Origin of the sequence: Amycolatopsis sp. NPDC049252 (assembly GCF_043197175.1) — a bacterium.
In the GTDB taxonomy this organism is placed as follows: Bacteria; Actinomycetota; Actinomycetes; order Mycobacteriales; family Pseudonocardiaceae; genus Amycolatopsis.
Genome location: NZ_JBICSQ010000008.1, coordinates 1 through 14,075, shown reverse-complemented (window position 1 = coordinate 14,075; position 14,075 = coordinate 1). Strand labels below are relative to the sequence as shown.

Sequence of the window (14,075 nt, the reverse complement as noted above, 5' to 3'; positions counted from 1 at the left end):
GCTCAGCGCGCGTCGGGCTCCGGGTTGTGGCCCGCCCTGGCCAGGAAGTCGAAGTCGCAACCCTCGTCGGCCTGGGTGATGTGCTCGGCGTAGAGCGCCCCGTAACCCCGCTCGAACGGCGGCGCGGGAGGCGTCCACGAAGCACGACGACGGGCCAGCTCCTCATCGGACACCTCCAGCACCAGCCTGCGGCCGGGGACGTCCAGCGTGATCAGGTCGCCGTCACGGACCAGCGCCAGCGGGCCGCCCACGTGGGACTCCGGCGCCACGTGCAGCACGCACGCCCCGTAGCTCGTGCCGCTCATCCGGGCGTCGGAGATCCGGACCATGTCGCGGACCCCGGCCGCCAGCAGGTGCGCGGGGATCGGCAGCATCCCGTACTCCGGCATGCCCGGGCCGCCGAGCGGGCCGGAGCCGCGCAGCACCAGCACCGAATCCGCGGTGATGGCCGGGTTGTCGATCCGTTTCTTCAGGTCGCGGTAGTTCTCGAAGACCACGGCCGGGCCGGTGTGGGTCAGCAGGTCCGGCTCGGCGGCGATGTGCTTGATCACCGCGCCCGACGGCGCCAGGTTGCCGTGCAGCACCGCGACCCCGCCCTCGGCGGCGACCGGGTTGTCGCGCGGCCGGATGACGTCGTCGTCGTGCACCGACGCCGACGCGAGGTTGTCGCCGAGGGTCCGGCCGGTGACCGTCGGCCGGTCGAGGTGCAGCAGGTCGGTCAGCCGCGACAGCAGCCCCGGCAGGCCGCCCGCGTAGTAGAAGTCCTCCATCAGCCAGTCACCGCCGGGACGGATGTTGGCCAGCACCGGCACGTTCCGCGCGATCGCGTCGAAATCGGCCAGCGAAACCGGAATCCCGCTGCGTCCGGCCATCGCGATCAGGTGGATCACGGCGTTGGTCGAGCCGCCGAGGGCGAGCACGGTCGTGATGGCGTCCGCGTACGCGCGCTTGTCCAGCACCTGCGTGATGGTCAGGTCCTCCCAGACCATGCCGACGATCCGCGCGCCGCTCGCCGCGGCCATCCGGTGGTGGGCCGAGTCGACGGCCGGGATCGACGCCGCGCCCGGCAGCGTCACGCCCAGTACCTCCGCGGCCGACGTCATGGTCGACGCCGTGCCCATCGTCATGCAGTGGCCGGGCGACCGGGCCAGCCCGCGCTCCAGTTCGGACAGTTCGGCGTCGCCGATCCGGCCCGCGCGCTTCTCGTCCCAGTACTTCCACATGTCGGTGCCGCTGCCCAGCACCTCATTGCGCCAGTGCCCGCGCAGCATCGGCCCGGCCGGCACGAAGACGGCGGGCAGCCGCGCGCTGGCCGCGCCCATCAGCAGCGCCGGCGTGGTCTTGTCGCAGCCGCCCATCAGCACCGCGCCGTCGATCGGGTAGGACCGCAGGATCTCCTCGGTCTCCATGGCGAGCAGGTTGCGGTAGAGCATCGGCGTCGGCTTCTGGTAGGTCTCCGAGAGCGTCGCCACCGGGAACTCCAGCGGGAAGCCGCCCGCCTGCCACACCCCGCGCTTGACCTGCTCGGCGCGTTCCCGCAGGTGCATGTGGCACGGGTTGATGTCCGACCACGTGTTGAGGATGCCGATCACCGGCTTGCCGAGGTGCTCTTCCGGGTTGTAGCCCAGCTGGCGGCTGCGGGCGCGGTGGCTGAAGTCGCGCAGGTCGTCGCCGCCGTACCACCGGTGGCTGCGGAGCTCCTCGGGTCGCTTCATGTCACCCAGTATGGCATCTGATATATGATCCTGAGGGGCTGGTTGAATGAGCTCCGACACGACCGAGGGAGCGCACCATGACCGGGACGTTCAGCCTGCCCGCATCCCGGACCGAAGTGGTCCTGGAAGAGATCCGCCGCGGCATCCTCACCCGCGAGCTGCTTCCCGGCCAGCCCCTGGTCGAAGCCGAGCTGGCCGCGCGGCTGGGCGTGTCGAAGACGCCGGTGCGCGAGGCGCTCAAGGTGCTCTCCAACTCCGGCTTGGTGACGTTCAGCCCGTACAAGGGCGCGTCGGTCTGCGTGGTCGACGCCGACCTGGCCCGGTCCGTCTACGACGTGCGGACGGTGCTCGAGCCCGAAGCCGTCCGGCGCACCGTCGAGCGGCGCGACGCGGACCTGCTGGAAGACGCCGCGGACGCGCTGAAGGAGGCGTCGGCGGCGATCGCGGACAAGGACCAGGTCGCGCTCAGCCTGCTCAACCGCCGGTTCCACCGCGCGCTCTACCGCGGCTGCGGCAACCCGCTGATGGTCTCCATCCTGGACGACCTCAAGGACCGCGCGGCGCTGATCACCGTCGTCGGCTGGGAGGCCAACCCCAGCTGGAAGAAGGAGTGGGCCGAGCACAAGGCCGTGCTCGCGGCGGCCAAGAAGGGCGACGCCGACGGCGCGGCCACGCTGCTGCGCGACCACATCGGCGGCTTCCTGGAACGCGTGCTGAAGGCCATCGAGTGAAGCTCCTGATCGTCTCCGACACCCACCTCCCCGGCCGCGCCCGCGTGCTGCCCGAGCCGGTCTGGCGGGCGGTCGAGGCCGCGGACGTCGTCGTGCACGCGGGTGACTGGGTGGACGTCACCCTGCTCGACGAGCTGGAGGCGCGCAGCAAGCGGCTCATCGGCGTCTACGGCAACAACGACGGCCCGGCACTCCGCGAGAGGCTGCCGGAGATCGCCCGGGCGGACCTCGACGGCGTCCGCCTGGCCGTCATCCACGAGACGGGCGCGAAGCAGGGCCGCGAGCAGCGGTGTGACGCGCGGTTCCCGGACACCGACGTGCTCGTGTTCGGCCACAGCCACATCCCGTGGGACACGACCACCCCGGCCGGCCTGCGCCTGCTCAACCCGGGTTCGCCCACCGACCGCCGCCGTCAGCCGTTCTGCACCTACCAGACGGCGCGGATCTCGGAAGGTGCGCTGACGGACGTCGAGCTGCACGAACTGCCCCCGAGGGGGTAGGAAGGTCCCATGGATCCGGCATGGGCCTTGCGGGAGATCGCGTTCCAGCTGGAACGCGCGGGGGAGCCGAGCTACCGGGTGCGCGCGTTCCGCAACGCCGCCGCGACCGTCGACAAGACCGATGCCGGCAGGCTGGCGTCGATGGCCGAGAACGGCACGCTCACGTCGTTGCCCGGGATCGGGAAGGCCACCGCCGGCGTCATCGAAGACGCGCTGGCCGGCCGGGATCCGGCGTACCGCGAGAAGATCGTCGAAGCGAAGCTGCCGGACGGCGAACCGCTGCGGTCCGCGCTGAAGGGCGACTGCCACACCCATTCCGACTGGTCGGACGGCGGCAGCTCGATCGGGGAGATGGCCGTCGCGGGCCGTGAGCTCGGGCACGACTGGATGGTGCTGACCGACCACTCGCCGCGGCTGACCGTCGCGAACGGGCTGTCGCCCGACCGGCTGCGGACGCAGATGCAGATCGTCGCCAAGGCCAACGAGCTGATGGCGCCGTTCCGGCTGCTGCACGGCATCGAGGTCGACATCCTCGACGACGGCGCGCTCGACCAGGAAGAGGAGTTGCTCGCGCAGCTCGACTTCGTCGTCGCGAGCGTGCACTCGAAGCTGCGGATGCCGGCCAAGGACATGACCCGGCGGATGCTCGCCGCGGTGCGGAACCCGCACGTCCGGGTGCTGGGGCACTGCACCGGCCGGCTGGTCACCGGCCGCGGCCGTCCCGAGTCGGAGTTCGACGCCAAGGCGGTGTTCACCGCTTGCCGCGAGAACGGCGTCGCGGTCGAGATCAACTCGCGGCCCGAACGTCTCGACCCGCCGATGAAGCTGCTGCGCCTGGCCGCGGAACTCGGCTGCGAGTTCGCGATCGACAGCGACGCGCACGCGCCCGGCCAGCTCGACTGGCAGGGTTACGGCTGCGAGCGGGCGATCAAGGCCGGGATCGGGCCCGAGCGGATCATCAACACCCGCACCGCGGACGAGCTGCTCAGCCGCTGACCGAGATGTCGACGACCGGGTGCCGCGCCGGGTCGAGCCAGCGCATCACCGCGTCCAGGTCCGCGCCCGGGATCGCGACGCAGCCCGCGGTCGGCTTCCCGTTGCTCACGTGCAGGAAGAACGCCGATCCGGCGCCCGGCACGACGGGCGAACGGTTGTAGTCGAGCACGACGGCGTGGCCGTAGACCGGGCCCGCCTTGCCGAGGTCCTCACCGGCGGCTTCGTTGAACAGGCAGGTGCCGGGAGCGCAGGAGAAGTGCTTGTTGTAGTACGGGGACTTCACGTCGGACACCCACCAGTCCGAGGTGGTGACCTGCCGGTACGGCAGCCGGGTCCCGTTGGACGGCTTGATCCCGAAGGCCTCGGTCAGCGTCCAGACGCCGGCCGGGGTGTGCGACGTCGATTCGCCGGCCCAGCCGATCCCGTCCTTCCCGACGAACGCGCTGACCGGGCCGTACGCCCTGGTCCAGCCGTTGCCGGTGCGCTGCCACGCCGTCAGCACGGCGGTGGTCGCGCTCGCCGAGTCCGCGACGACGGTGACGACCTGGCCGGCCTTCCCGCGGAAGGACGGCGGGACGGCTCCGGCGGGGCTCGCGGCGGTGGCCAGCAACGCGGCTGCGGCCAGCGTGGCGCCGAGGAGTCTCCTGCCCATGGCTCGAGACCTTAGCGGCGCCACGCCGGCGGCGCACTGTCGTCAGTTGATGGTGTACGAGTCGCCGTACACCTTCCACTTCAGCGGGGTGTGCAGGTCGAAGTTTCCCGCGTTGAGGAACACCAGCTGCTCGGTGTCGACGCGGGAGGTGTCGGCGTGCGCCTCCTCCTGCTTCATGATGACCTTGCGGGCGGCGAAGAACGCCTTGAGGTACGTCGCTTCGTCGCCGCCCTGCGCCGGCGTCTTCGCCTTCTTCATCGCGGCCTTGCGGATGCCGCCGAAGCTGTCGGAGCTGTCGCCGGGGCCGTGCATGACGATGGCGTCGTAGTAGGCGAACTGGCCGAGGTTGCTGAGGCCGTCCGTCTTGCCCTGGCTCACCGCCGGGTTGAAGTACACGCGGTCGCGCTCGTTGTTCTGCGCGGTCTGGAACGCCGTGGTGGCCGCGGCCTGCTTCCAGGCGCTTTCGAACGCCGAGCCGAGCCCGCTGTGCGAGTCGGTGCCGTTCACCTTCCGCAGTGCGGGCAGGTACTTCGCGAGGGGGTTGTCCGGCACGGCGTTCGTGTAGGCCTCGACCAGCTCGAGCATGTCCCCGGTGCCGGAACAGAAACCGATGATGCCGGCGGTGTACCCGCGGCCGTCGCCGATGTCCTCGATGTACTTGTACTGCGCTTTCCAGTCCAGGGAGGAGTTTTCCGCGCTGGAGACCAGCTTCATCGCGATCTCCTTCTTCGCCGCCACGGAAAGGTCGCCGGTGGCTTTGACGGAGGCGCTTTGCGCGGCCAGTGGCGCGGGGGCGGCCGAGGAGAGCGCGGGCGTGGTGATCACGAGGGCGGCGACGGAGGCCGCGCCGAGCGCGCCGATCAGGACCGGCCGCAACTTCTTGCTCATGGGAGAAAACCCTTTCCGCGGAACGTGCCGTGGGGGAGCACGGCCGTTGTGCAATGACGCTGTGGGCATGGCGGACAGCACCCGGAATTCGGTGGCCCTTCGGCTGCCGGAAACGGGTTGCTGGTGGTGCTGCGGCGTAGCGCCACGGTAGCGAAGGGTCAGCACCGCCACAAGGGGGGACGACTTTGTTGGCAAATAGGGAAAAAAGGCGAGCCGAAGTAGACGATTTCGACGTGGTCAGCGGGCGCCGGCGAAGATGCGGATGACGTCCGGCAGCACGTTCACCGGGATCGTCGGGTCGATCGCGCGCTGGACGCCCAGGCCGATGCCCAGGCTGAGCAACGCCGTCGCGGCGTCGTCGGCCGACATCGGGAGCGTGATCCCGAAGCGCTCGGCGTATCCCGAGAGCAGGCCCGCGATGGTGTCGCGGATGGTCTTGTCCCGCGCGGCCAGCTCGGCGCGGACGTGCGGGTTGCGCCGGGCGTTGGTGGCGAACTCGACCTCCAGGGCCGTCCACGCCTCGTCGCCGATGCTGCGCTCGGCCCAGGACTGGAACGCCGCCAGCAGCCCTTCCATCCCGTCCGCGCCGACCAGGGCCTCGGCGACCGCCGCGACCTGCTCGTCGTGGATCCGGTCGAGCACCGCCAGGCAGAGCTCGTCCTTGTTGCGGAAGTTCGAGTAGACCGCGCCCTTCGAGTACCCGGCCTCGTCGGCGACCTTCTCGAGCGACGTCACCGAGTAGCCGTCACGCAGGAAGAGCTGCTTGGCGGTCTCGATGAGCTGCTCGCGGGTGCGCGCCTGGCTTTCCGCGCGGGTGAGTCGGGCCATGCGTTCACTCTAGCCGGGTCCGGAATCGGGGTACCGGCAGTATCGAGATACTGCTAGTCTCCGAAAATGCATCAACGCGACTTCGCGGTCCTCGTCGTCGGCGCCGGGGCGTCGGGGCTGGGGGCCGCCGTCCGGCTCGGCCAGGCCGGCGTCGACGACCTCGCCGTGCTGGAGAAGGCCGACACGCTCGGCGGGACCTGGCGCGACAACACCTATCCCGGCTGCGCCTGCGACGTGCCGTCCGCGCTCTACTCGTACTCGTTCGCCCCCAATCCGGAGTGGACGCGCGCCTTCGCCGGGCAGGCGGAGATCCGGGCCTACCTGCGTGACACGGCCTCGCGGTTCGGGATCACCGAGCGCATCCACTTCGGCGTCGAGGTGACGCGTGCGCAGTGGAACGCGCTGGAGGCGCGGTGGGAGCTGGAGACGTCCCGGGGGCCTTACACGGCAAGGATTCTGGTCGCGGGCACCGGCCCGTGGCACGAGCCGCTGATCCCGGACCTGCCCGGCCTCGACACGTTCCCCGGCGAGGTCTTCCACTCCGCCCGCTGGAACCACGACCACGACCTCGCGGGCAGACGGGTCGCGGTGATCGGCACCGGCGCGTCGGCGGTGCAGTTCGTCCCGGAGATCGTTCCCCGGGTCGAGCGGCTGCACCTGTTCCAGCGCACGGCGCAGTGGGTGCTGCCGAAGCCGGACCACCACGTCCCGGGCGTCGAACGGTTCCTGTTGCGGCGGTTCCCGGCGCTGCAACGGGCTTTGCGCAGCTTGGAGTACGGCGCCATGGAGACGCTCGGGCTCGGCTTCCGGCACCCGTGGCTGCTGCGGCAGGTCCAGAGGCTCGGCCTTTTACACTTGCGGCTGACCGTGCGCGATCCGGTGCTGCGCCGGAAACTCACGCCGGACTACACGCTCGGCTGCAAGCGCCTGCTGATGTCGAACACGTACTACCGCGCGCTGACACGGTCCACAGTGGACGTCCACGCGACAGCGGTGTCTTCGGTGGACGGCAACCGGGTGCTGGGTGCGGACGGCTCGGCCGCCGAGGTCGACACGATCATCTTCGGCACCGGTTTCCACATCCTCGACATGCCGGTGTCGGCCCGCGTGTTCGACGGCGACGGCCGCAGCCTCGACGACCACTGGAAGGGCAGCCCGCAGGCGTTCCGCGGCACGACGGTCGCCGGGTTCCCCAACCTGTACCTGCTGCTCGGCCCGAGCCTCGGCACCGGGCACACGTCGGCGTTCATGATCCTGGAAGCCCAGCTGCGGCACACGGTGGCCGCGGTGACGCGCACACTGCGTTCGGACTGGGCCGCCGTCTCGGTGCGGCCGGAGGCACAGGAAGCGTTCAACGCCGAGGTCCAGGCGGCGCTGCCGGGCACCGTCTACCAGTCCGGCGGCTGTTCGAGCTACTACACGGACGTGAACGGCCGCAACAGTTTCAGCTGGCCGTTCTCGACCGCCCGGCTGCGGACGCAGGTGGGTTCGTTCGACGAAACGGACTACGAGATCCAAGCCGTCCGGTGACCACGAAACCGCGCCACGGCACGGATCGCGGCCGGCTGCACCCCTCGTGTGACCCAGTTCATTCCCGGCGCGAGGTGATTTGTCTCATTCATCCCCCGCGCGGGGCAAAACGATCGGCAAACCTGGCTTGCTGGGCCATTCGGCCTAATGCTCAAGGTGTTACCGCGCAGTAACTCTCCGTTGAGCACACTGGCGAAAGGATTCACCATGGGTATCTCGGACATCGTCTACGCGGCCGCCGACATCGCCTACTTCGCGATCCACGGCGTCGGCCACCTGGTCCACCTGCTGGTGGGCTGACCCGGTCCTCGGTGGGCTGCCCGCCCCGGCAGTCCACTGAGGACGGTCAGAGCGTCTCGAAGCGGATCCCCGCCTTGCCGAGCCGGTCGAGCAGGGCGTCACCCATCGCGGCCGCGGTGGTCACCTGGCCCGCCGTCTCCGGGAGGTCGTCGGTCGCCAGGCACAACGCCGACTCCGCGAGCATCTTCGCCGTCTCGTCGTAACCGGGGTCACCGCCGGACACCTCGGTCACCACGCGCTTGCCGCCGCCCTCGCCGACGAACCGCACCGAGAACCACGACCGGGCCCGGCGCTGCGGGCTCGGCCCGTTGCCGGGCGCCAGCAGCCGGGAAAGCGCTCGCCGGGCCGGCGGGACCTGCGCCGCCGCGAACAGCGCCCCGACGCCGACCGCGCCGCCCGCCAGCACCGGCAGGTGCTTGACCGCGGCGAAGTGCCGGTAGGTGAAGTCCGGGCCGTAGCGCTCGAGCGCCGTCGCCGACCGCCGGACGACCTCGGGGTCGATCGTCGGCAGCGGCACCGCCCACCAGCCCGGGCCGGCCAGCCGGTGCGGGCGGCCGAGCGGGGCGCGGGAGAACCGGCCCGCCGGACGTGGCTCGGCGGCGGCGCGCTCGCGAGCGGCGCGGGCCCCGGCCGGCAGCCGTCCCATGACGGTCAGCGCGCTGAGGAACGTGCCGCCCGAGGGCATTCCGCTCGCCCGGACGTAACCGTCGACCCGCAGCGGCACGCCTTCGGGCAGCTGCCGCACGGTGAACCACGCGCCGAGGTCGTGCGGGATCGAGTCGAACCCGCACGAGTGCACCAGCCGCGCGCCGGTCTCGCGGGCACGCCGGTCGTGCCTGAGGTACATCAGGTCGACGAACTCGGGCTCGCCGGTCAGGTCGACGTAGTCGGTGCCCGCCTCGGCGCACGCCGCCACCAGCGGCTCACCGCGGTCCAGGTAAGGCCCGACCGTCGTGATCACCACCTTCGCAGCCTCGGCGACCGCGCGCAGCGACGCCGGGTCGCCGGAGTCCGCGACGAGCAGGTCGAGCGCGGCGAACCGGTCGTCGATCTCCGCGAGCTTCGCCCGCACGGCCTCGAGCTTGCCGCGGTTGCGCCCGGCCAGCGCCCAGCGCAGGTCCGCGGGCGCGTGCCGGGCCAGGTACTCGGCGGTCAGGCCGCCGGTGAAGCCGGTGGCGCCGAACAGGACCACGTCGTGCGCGCGCATGTCTCCTCCAGAGGACGTCGACGGCGGGACGCGCTCAGGTTACTCGGCAGTCACTTGCGGTCGCCGGTGTAGACGACGGCCGCCGCGACCGCCTCCACCCCGGTGATCACGTCGGCGATGCGGCGCGGGAGCGCCTCGTGCGTGTCGGCCATCCACGCCCGCACCTGCGCCCGGCCGAGTTCCGGTTCGCACAGGTCGGAGACCCCCGCGGTCCACGCGAGCAGCGCCAGGCACGCCGAATGCGGGTCGGGCCGGTCGACGCCGAAGACCGCCGAGCGGGCCTTGCTCCGCGCGGCCGTCGAGACGAGCAGGTCCGCGGGCGGGTAGCGGTGCGTGCGGCGCAACAGCACCCGATCGGGTGCCCGGCGCACGAGCCCGAGCGAGATCAGGTTGTCGGCGGTGATCGACGGCAGTGTCGCGCGCAGGTGGTCGATCCAGTCGCGCACGCCGTGGGCGGCCGTTTCGGAAAGGATTTCGGAAAAGATCCGGTCCATGGTCGGAATTCCCGGCAGCCGCCGGGTGATCGGGCGGACCCTGCGGTCTTCGACGGTGATCCGGTCGGTGAACAGCAGGTCGCACAACACCGCGCCGGCCAGCCCGATGCCGAGTGACGTCCGGCCGAGCACCGCGCGCCCGGTGAACTCGTCGTGCCCGAGGAAGAAGAACGAATCGACCAAGGTGAGCCGGCGCATGACGGAAATGGGCCCCCTGGGCTGTCGACGGGAAGGATGCCGAAGATAGCGGTACGCTCCGGTGCGGTTTTCGGCGCCATCGGTGTTTTACCCCGATCGGCCGTACCGCCGTTGGGTCCGCTGCCCCTACGCTGTGGACCGCCGCCAAGATCACCACGGCGCGGGGGAACTGGGGAACGCCCGGCGGCCAGCGGTTTTCGATGCGGGGAAAGGTTCATGCGCACGCACACGCCGGAACGGCGCGGCCTCGGCACCCGGCGGCTCGGTGCCGCCCAGATCGTGTTCTTCATCGTCGCGGCGGCCGGTCCGCTGTACGCGGTCGCCGGCGGGGTTTCGGCGACTTACGCTGTGACAGGCAGTATCGGCGTGCCACTTTCGTTCGTGGTGCTGGCTCCGGTGCTCGCGTTGTTCGCCGCCGGTTACGCCGCGATGAGCCGCTACATCACGAACGCCGGCGCGTTCTACCCGTACGTCGCGCACGGGATCGGGAAATCGGCGGGCACCGGGGTCGCGTACGTCACGGTGGTCGCCTACAGCTCGATCCAGCTCGGGATCTACGGCATCTTCGGCCTTTCCGTTTCGACGTGGCTCGCCGCGCTGTTCGGCGTGACCGTGCCGTGGTGGCTGATCGCGCTGCTCACGGTGCTGGCCGCCGGCGCGGCCGGGGTGCTGCGCATCGACCTCGACGCGAAGGTGCTCGGTGTCGCGCTGGCGCTGGAAGTCGCCGTGCTGGTGGTGGCGGACGCCGGGCTGTTCGCGCACCCGGCGGGCGGGCACGTTTCGCTGACCCCGCTTTCACCGTCGAGCCTGTTCACCGGCGGTGTCGGCGCCGTCTTCGCGTTTTCCATCGCGGTTTTCCTCGGTTTCGAAGGCGCCGCGACCTACGGTGAGGAATGCCGCGACCCGAGCCGGACGGTCGGCCGCGCGACGTACATCGCGATCGGCCTGACCGCGGTGCTGTTCGTCGTTTCCGCACTGGGGATGGCGGTCGCGACGGGGCCCGGTCACATCGTCGAACGGGCCGCCGCCGAAGGGCCGGGACTGTTGTTCGGCCTGGCCGGGGAACACCTCGGTCCGGTGTTTTCCCACGTGGCCTACGTGTTGTTCCTGACCAGCCAGTGCGCCGCGATGCTGAGTTTCCACAACGCGGTGTCCCGCTACTTCTTCGCGCTCGGCCGGGAAGGGCTGCTGCCCGTCGGGTTCAGCCGCACGAGCAAGCGCACCGGCGCGCCGATCGGCGGTTCCCTGGTCCAAACCACGATCGCGTTCGTCGTCGTCGCGGCGTTCGCGCTGGCCGGCCGCGACCCGTTCACGGATCTGTTCACCTGGACCGGCGTCACCGCGTCGACCGGCGTCACGATCATCATGATCGCGGTATCGCTGTCCGTGGTCGGCTTCTTCCGGCGGCACCCGGGTGCGGAGACGCCTTGGCGGAGCCGGTTCGCGCCGCTGCTGGCCGCGCTGGCCCTGAGCGTGATCCTGGTGCTCGTCGTCGCCCACTTCGACGTCCTGCTCGGCCCGGAGGGCGCGAACCCGCTGCTGCGCTGGGGCCTGCCGGGGCTGCTGGTGCTGGCCGGGCTGGCCGGCTTCCTGCGGGCCGAGTCCCTGCGCACCCGGCGCCCGGACGTCTACGCCGGGATCGGCGGGCCGGTCCGTGAAGCCGAGGAGCCGGTGAGCCGATGAGCGACGTCCGGTCCGCGGGACCGTCCGATGTGGACACCGTCGTCGGCGTTCTCGTCGCGGCGTTCCAGGACGACCCGATGAGCCGCTGGATCTTCCCGGGCGACGACCGCCGCCGCACCCGCGCCCACCCGGCGTTCTTCCGCGCGCTCGCCGAGCTCGGCATCGCGACCGGGAACGTCGACGTGACCACCGACCACGCGGCCGCGGTGATCTGGACCCCCGCCGGGGGTGACACCGACGGCGACTTCCTGATCCCGGGGCTCGACGACGACGAGCTGCACCGGCTGGGCGCCCTGCTCGGCCTGATGGCCGCCCGCGAGCCGCGCGAACCGCACTGGCACGCGCAGTTCATCGGAGTCCTGCCCGGCCGGCAGCGGGAAGGCCTCGGCGCGCGGCTGCTCCGGCACGGCCTCGACCGCTACGACGCCGAAGGCGCGTGGACCTACCTCGAAGCCAGCTCACCGGAGAGCGCGCGGCTCTACCGGCGCCTCGGGTTCACCGACCACGGGCCGGCGTTCGCGCCGCCCGGCGGACCGCCGATGCAGCCGATGCGGCGTCTCCCGGGCTGAGCCGTACCGGCGAGTACAGTGCGCCTTCGAACGCGAGGAGGCAGACGTGACCGAACGCTTCGGCAGCTACCAGAACGAGCTCTACCTGCAGGGACTCGGTGGTCAGCTGCCGCCGTGCTCGACCGACGCGACGAAGCTCGAAGCGTCGGCCCGCGAGGTCATGGCGCCCGGCCCGTTCTCCTACGTCGCGGGCGCGGCCGGCTCCGGCGCGACCGCCCTGGCCAACCGCGAGGCGTTCGACCGCTGGCGCGTCGTGCCGCGGATGCTGACCGGTGCCACCGACCGCGACCTCTCGACCACGGTGCTCGGCACGCGGCTGCCCGCGCCGGTGGCCGTCGCCCCGGTCGGCGTCCAGTCGATCGTGCACCCGGACGCGGAGTCCGCCACCGCCCGCGCCGCCGCCTCGGTCGGCCTGCCGTTCATCCTGTCCACGGCGTCGTCCACCGGCATCGAGGACGTCGCCGAAGCCAACGGCGACGGCCCGCGCTGGTTCCAGCTGTACTGGCCCGGCGACCCGGACGTCTGCGCGAGCCTGCTGGCCCGGGCGAAGGCCTCCGGCTACACCGCGCTGGTCGTCACCCTCGACACGTGGACGCTGGCCTGGCGACCGTCCGATCTGGACCAGGCGTACCTGCCGTTCCTCAAGGGTGAGGGGCTGGCCGTCGGGTTCACCGACCCGGTGTTCCGCGGCCTGCTGGAGAAGACGCCGGAGGAGGACCCGCCTGCCGCGATCCTGCGCTGGATCGGCCTGATCACCGGCTCCGACCGGACCTGGGACCAGCTGCCGTTCCTGCGTGAGCACTGGGACGGCCCGATCGTGCTCAAGGGCATCCAGCACGTCGGCGACGCGCGCCGCGCGGCCGAGGCTGGGATGGACGGCATCGTCGTGTCCAACCACGGCGGCCGCCAGGTCGACGGCGCGATCGGCGCGCTGGAGGCGTTGCCGGGCATCGTCGCGGCGGTCGGCGACCGGCTGGAGGTGCTGTTCGACTCGGGCGTCCGCACCGGCGCCGACGTGCTCAAGGCGCTCGCGCTGGGCGCCCGCGCGGTGCTGCTGGGCCGCCCGTGGGTCTACGGGCTGGCGCACGCGGGCGAGGACGGCGTGCGGCACGTGCTGCGGAGCTTGCTGGCCGACTTCGACCTGACGATGGGACTTTCCGGCCACCGCACCCTCGCCGACCTGGGCCCGGACTCGCTCCAGCGGACGTGAGATAACAAATCGGGAAATCCGGGGACAGGGCTCGGACCGGCCATTATCGTTCGAGTCCCATTGCGGGCCGTCGGGGCGGCCTGCTCCCGTTTTTCCTTGCCCGTTGGGGGTTTTCCATGTCTTCCATCATGATGCGGATCGGCATCCTGTTCGCCGTCCTCGGCTTCGGCACCTTCGTCCTCGAGCAGTTCGACATGGAGTTCCGGCTGCTCTCGTGGGCCGACGACATGCAGCCGACGTTCGGGATCGTGCTGGGCCTGGTCGGCGTCGCGCTGATCATCGGCGCGCTGGTGCTCGGCCGGTCGAAGGCCACGCCGCAGCCGCAGCAGCAGTTCGCGCAGCAGCCGCCGGCGCCGGGCGCCCCGCAGGGCTACCCGGGCCAGCCGCAGCAGCAGTACCCGGGTCAGGCGCCCCAGCAGCAGCCGTACGCCCAGCAGCAGTACCCGCAGCAGCCGGGCCAGCCTCGCTGACGCTCGTCGTCCGTGAAGGCCACCTCGAGGGACTCTGAGTCCCTCAAGGTGGCCTTCACGGCGTTTCGGGGTGCCGCCGGTCACGCCGGGGGGATATTCAGGAG

14 protein-coding genes are annotated in these 14,075 nt (G+C 71.3%); 8 read left to right on the top strand and 6 right to left on the bottom strand.

The annotated features are described in order from the left end of the window. Nucleotides 1-2: 2 nt before the first annotated feature. Complete coding sequence (gene araD, locus ACGFMK_RS13085) at nt 3-1,715, bottom strand: L-arabinonate dehydratase (RefSeq protein ID WP_392761551.1); 1,713 nt, start codon at nt 1,713-1,715, stop codon at nt 3-5. 77 nt (nt 1,716-1,792) lie between these two features. Between araD and ACGFMK_RS13080 the strand changes: the two genes are divergently transcribed. The 3 genes from ACGFMK_RS13080 to ACGFMK_RS13070 are packed head-to-tail and all read left to right on the top strand — an operon-like array spanning nt 1,793 to nt 3,942. Further along, nucleotides 1,793-2,446 (top strand): GntR family transcriptional regulator, encoded by a 654-nt coding sequence (locus tag ACGFMK_RS13080; protein ID WP_323334121.1) that lies wholly within the window; start codon nt 1,793-1,795, stop codon nt 2,444-2,446. After that, nucleotides 2,443-2,946 carry a metallophosphoesterase family protein gene (locus ACGFMK_RS13075; RefSeq protein ID WP_392761549.1) on the top strand — a complete coding sequence of 168 codons (504 nt, stop codon included), beginning with the start codon at nt 2,443-2,445 and terminating at the stop codon, nt 2,944-2,946. Before ACGFMK_RS13080 ends, ACGFMK_RS13075 begins: the two co-directional genes overlap by 4 nt. A gap of 9 nt (nt 2,947-2,955) precedes the next feature. After that, the gene (locus ACGFMK_RS13070; protein ID WP_392761547.1) at nt 2,956-3,942 is read left to right on the top strand and encodes a PHP domain-containing protein; all 987 of its coding nucleotides are present in this window, start codon (nt 2,956-2,958) and stop codon (nt 3,940-3,942) included. Here the strand turns inward: ACGFMK_RS13070 and ACGFMK_RS13065 are convergent. The 3 genes from ACGFMK_RS13065 to ACGFMK_RS13055 form a co-directional block, all read right to left on the bottom strand. Then, complete coding sequence (locus tag ACGFMK_RS13065) at nt 3,932-4,594, bottom strand: L,D-transpeptidase (protein ID WP_392761544.1); 663 nt, start codon at nt 4,592-4,594, stop codon at nt 3,932-3,934. The genes ACGFMK_RS13070 and ACGFMK_RS13065 overlap by 11 nt on opposite strands. 42 nt (nt 4,595-4,636) lie before the next feature. Beyond that, nucleotides 4,637-5,482: a chitosanase gene (locus ACGFMK_RS13060; RefSeq protein ID WP_392761542.1), complete on the bottom strand. Its 846-nt coding sequence runs from the start codon at nt 5,480-5,482 to the stop codon at nt 4,637-4,639. A 237-nt stretch (nt 5,483-5,719) separates the two neighbouring features. Further along, nucleotides 5,720-6,310: a TetR/AcrR family transcriptional regulator gene (locus ACGFMK_RS13055; RefSeq protein WP_392761539.1), complete on the bottom strand. Its 591-nt coding sequence runs from the start codon at nt 6,308-6,310 to the stop codon at nt 5,720-5,722. A 66-nt stretch (nt 6,311-6,376) separates the two neighbouring features. On the opposite strand from ACGFMK_RS13055, the gene ACGFMK_RS13050 reads away from it, so the two are divergent. Next, nucleotides 6,377-7,840, top strand: a complete 1,464-nt coding sequence (locus ACGFMK_RS13050; RefSeq protein WP_392761537.1) for a flavin-containing monooxygenase — start codon at nt 6,377-6,379, stop codon at nt 7,838-7,840. Nucleotides 7,841-8,186: 346 nt separating this feature from the next. Here ACGFMK_RS13050 and ACGFMK_RS13045 read toward each other — a convergent pair whose 3' ends face one another. Both ACGFMK_RS13045 and ACGFMK_RS13040 read right to left on the bottom strand, forming a co-directional pair. Continuing rightward, a complete protein-coding gene (locus ACGFMK_RS13045) occupies nt 8,187-9,347 on the bottom strand; it encodes a saccharopine dehydrogenase family protein (protein WP_392761534.1) in 1,161 nt (386 codons plus the stop codon). Nucleotides 9,348-9,397: 50 nt separating this feature from the next. After that, nucleotides 9,398-10,039 (bottom strand): GPP34 family phosphoprotein, encoded by a 642-nt coding sequence (locus ACGFMK_RS13040; protein ID WP_392761531.1) that lies wholly within the window; start codon nt 10,037-10,039, stop codon nt 9,398-9,400. A 216-nt stretch (nt 10,040-10,255) separates the two neighbouring features. On the opposite strand from ACGFMK_RS13040, the gene ACGFMK_RS13035 reads away from it, so the two are divergent. The 4 genes from ACGFMK_RS13035 to ACGFMK_RS13020 all read left to right on the top strand — a co-directional run bounded on the left by ACGFMK_RS13035 (nt 10,256) and on the right by ACGFMK_RS13020 (nt 13,971). Further along, nucleotides 10,256-11,722 carry an APC family permease gene (locus tag ACGFMK_RS13035; protein ID WP_392761529.1) on the top strand — a complete coding sequence of 489 codons (1,467 nt, stop codon included), beginning with the start codon at nt 10,256-10,258 and terminating at the stop codon, nt 11,720-11,722. After that, a complete protein-coding gene (locus ACGFMK_RS13030) occupies nt 11,719-12,291 on the top strand; it encodes a GNAT family N-acetyltransferase (RefSeq protein WP_392761526.1) in 573 nt (190 codons plus the stop codon). The genes ACGFMK_RS13035 and ACGFMK_RS13030 overlap by 4 nt, the downstream gene beginning before the upstream one ends. A 46-nt stretch (nt 12,292-12,337) precedes the next feature. After that, nucleotides 12,338-13,501 (top strand): lactate 2-monooxygenase, encoded by a 1,164-nt coding sequence (locus ACGFMK_RS13025; RefSeq protein WP_392761523.1) that lies wholly within the window; start codon nt 12,338-12,340, stop codon nt 13,499-13,501. A 116-nt stretch (nt 13,502-13,617) separates the two neighbouring features. After that, a complete protein-coding gene (locus ACGFMK_RS13020) occupies nt 13,618-13,971 on the top strand; it encodes a hypothetical protein (protein WP_392761521.1) in 354 nt (117 codons plus the stop codon). The last annotated feature ends 104 nt before the right edge of the window (nt 13,972-14,075 follow it).

What these genes read in the sequence shown, in the direction of transcription:
- ACGFMK_RS13080 (WP_323334121.1), top strand. Translation starts at nt 1,793, where the DNA reads ATGACCGGGACGTTCAGCCTGCCCGCATCCCGGACCGAAGTGGTCCTG.
- ACGFMK_RS13035 (WP_392761529.1), top strand. Translation starts at nt 10,256, where the DNA reads ATGCGCACGCACACGCCGGAACGGCGCGGCCTCGGCACCCGGCGGCTC.
- ACGFMK_RS13055 (WP_392761539.1), bottom strand. Translation starts at nt 6,310, where the DNA reads ATGGCCCGACTCACCCGCGCGGAAAGCCAGGCGCGCACCCGCGAGCAG.
- ACGFMK_RS13065 (WP_392761544.1), bottom strand. Translation starts at nt 4,594, where the DNA reads ATGGGCAGGAGACTCCTCGGCGCCACGCTGGCCGCAGCCGCGTTGCTG.
- araD (WP_392761551.1), bottom strand. Translation starts at nt 1,715, where the DNA reads ATGAAGCGACCCGAGGAGCTCCGCAGCCACCGGTGGTACGGCGGCGAC.
- ACGFMK_RS13045 (WP_392761534.1), bottom strand. Translation starts at nt 9,347, where the DNA reads ATGCGCGCGCACGACGTGGTCCTGTTCGGCGCCACCGGCTTCACCGGC.
- ACGFMK_RS13020 (WP_392761521.1), top strand. Translation starts at nt 13,618, where the DNA reads ATGTCTTCCATCATGATGCGGATCGGCATCCTGTTCGCCGTCCTCGGC.
- ACGFMK_RS13030 (WP_392761526.1), top strand. Translation starts at nt 11,719, where the DNA reads ATGAGCGACGTCCGGTCCGCGGGACCGTCCGATGTGGACACCGTCGTC.
- ACGFMK_RS13050 (WP_392761537.1), top strand. Translation starts at nt 6,377, where the DNA reads ATGCATCAACGCGACTTCGCGGTCCTCGTCGTCGGCGCCGGGGCGTCG.
- ACGFMK_RS13060 (WP_392761542.1), bottom strand. Translation starts at nt 5,482, where the DNA reads ATGAGCAAGAAGTTGCGGCCGGTCCTGATCGGCGCGCTCGGCGCGGCC.
- ACGFMK_RS13040 (WP_392761531.1), bottom strand. Translation starts at nt 10,039, where the DNA reads ATGCGCCGGCTCACCTTGGTCGATTCGTTCTTCTTCCTCGGGCACGAC.
- ACGFMK_RS13070 (WP_392761547.1), top strand. Translation starts at nt 2,956, where the DNA reads ATGGATCCGGCATGGGCCTTGCGGGAGATCGCGTTCCAGCTGGAACGC.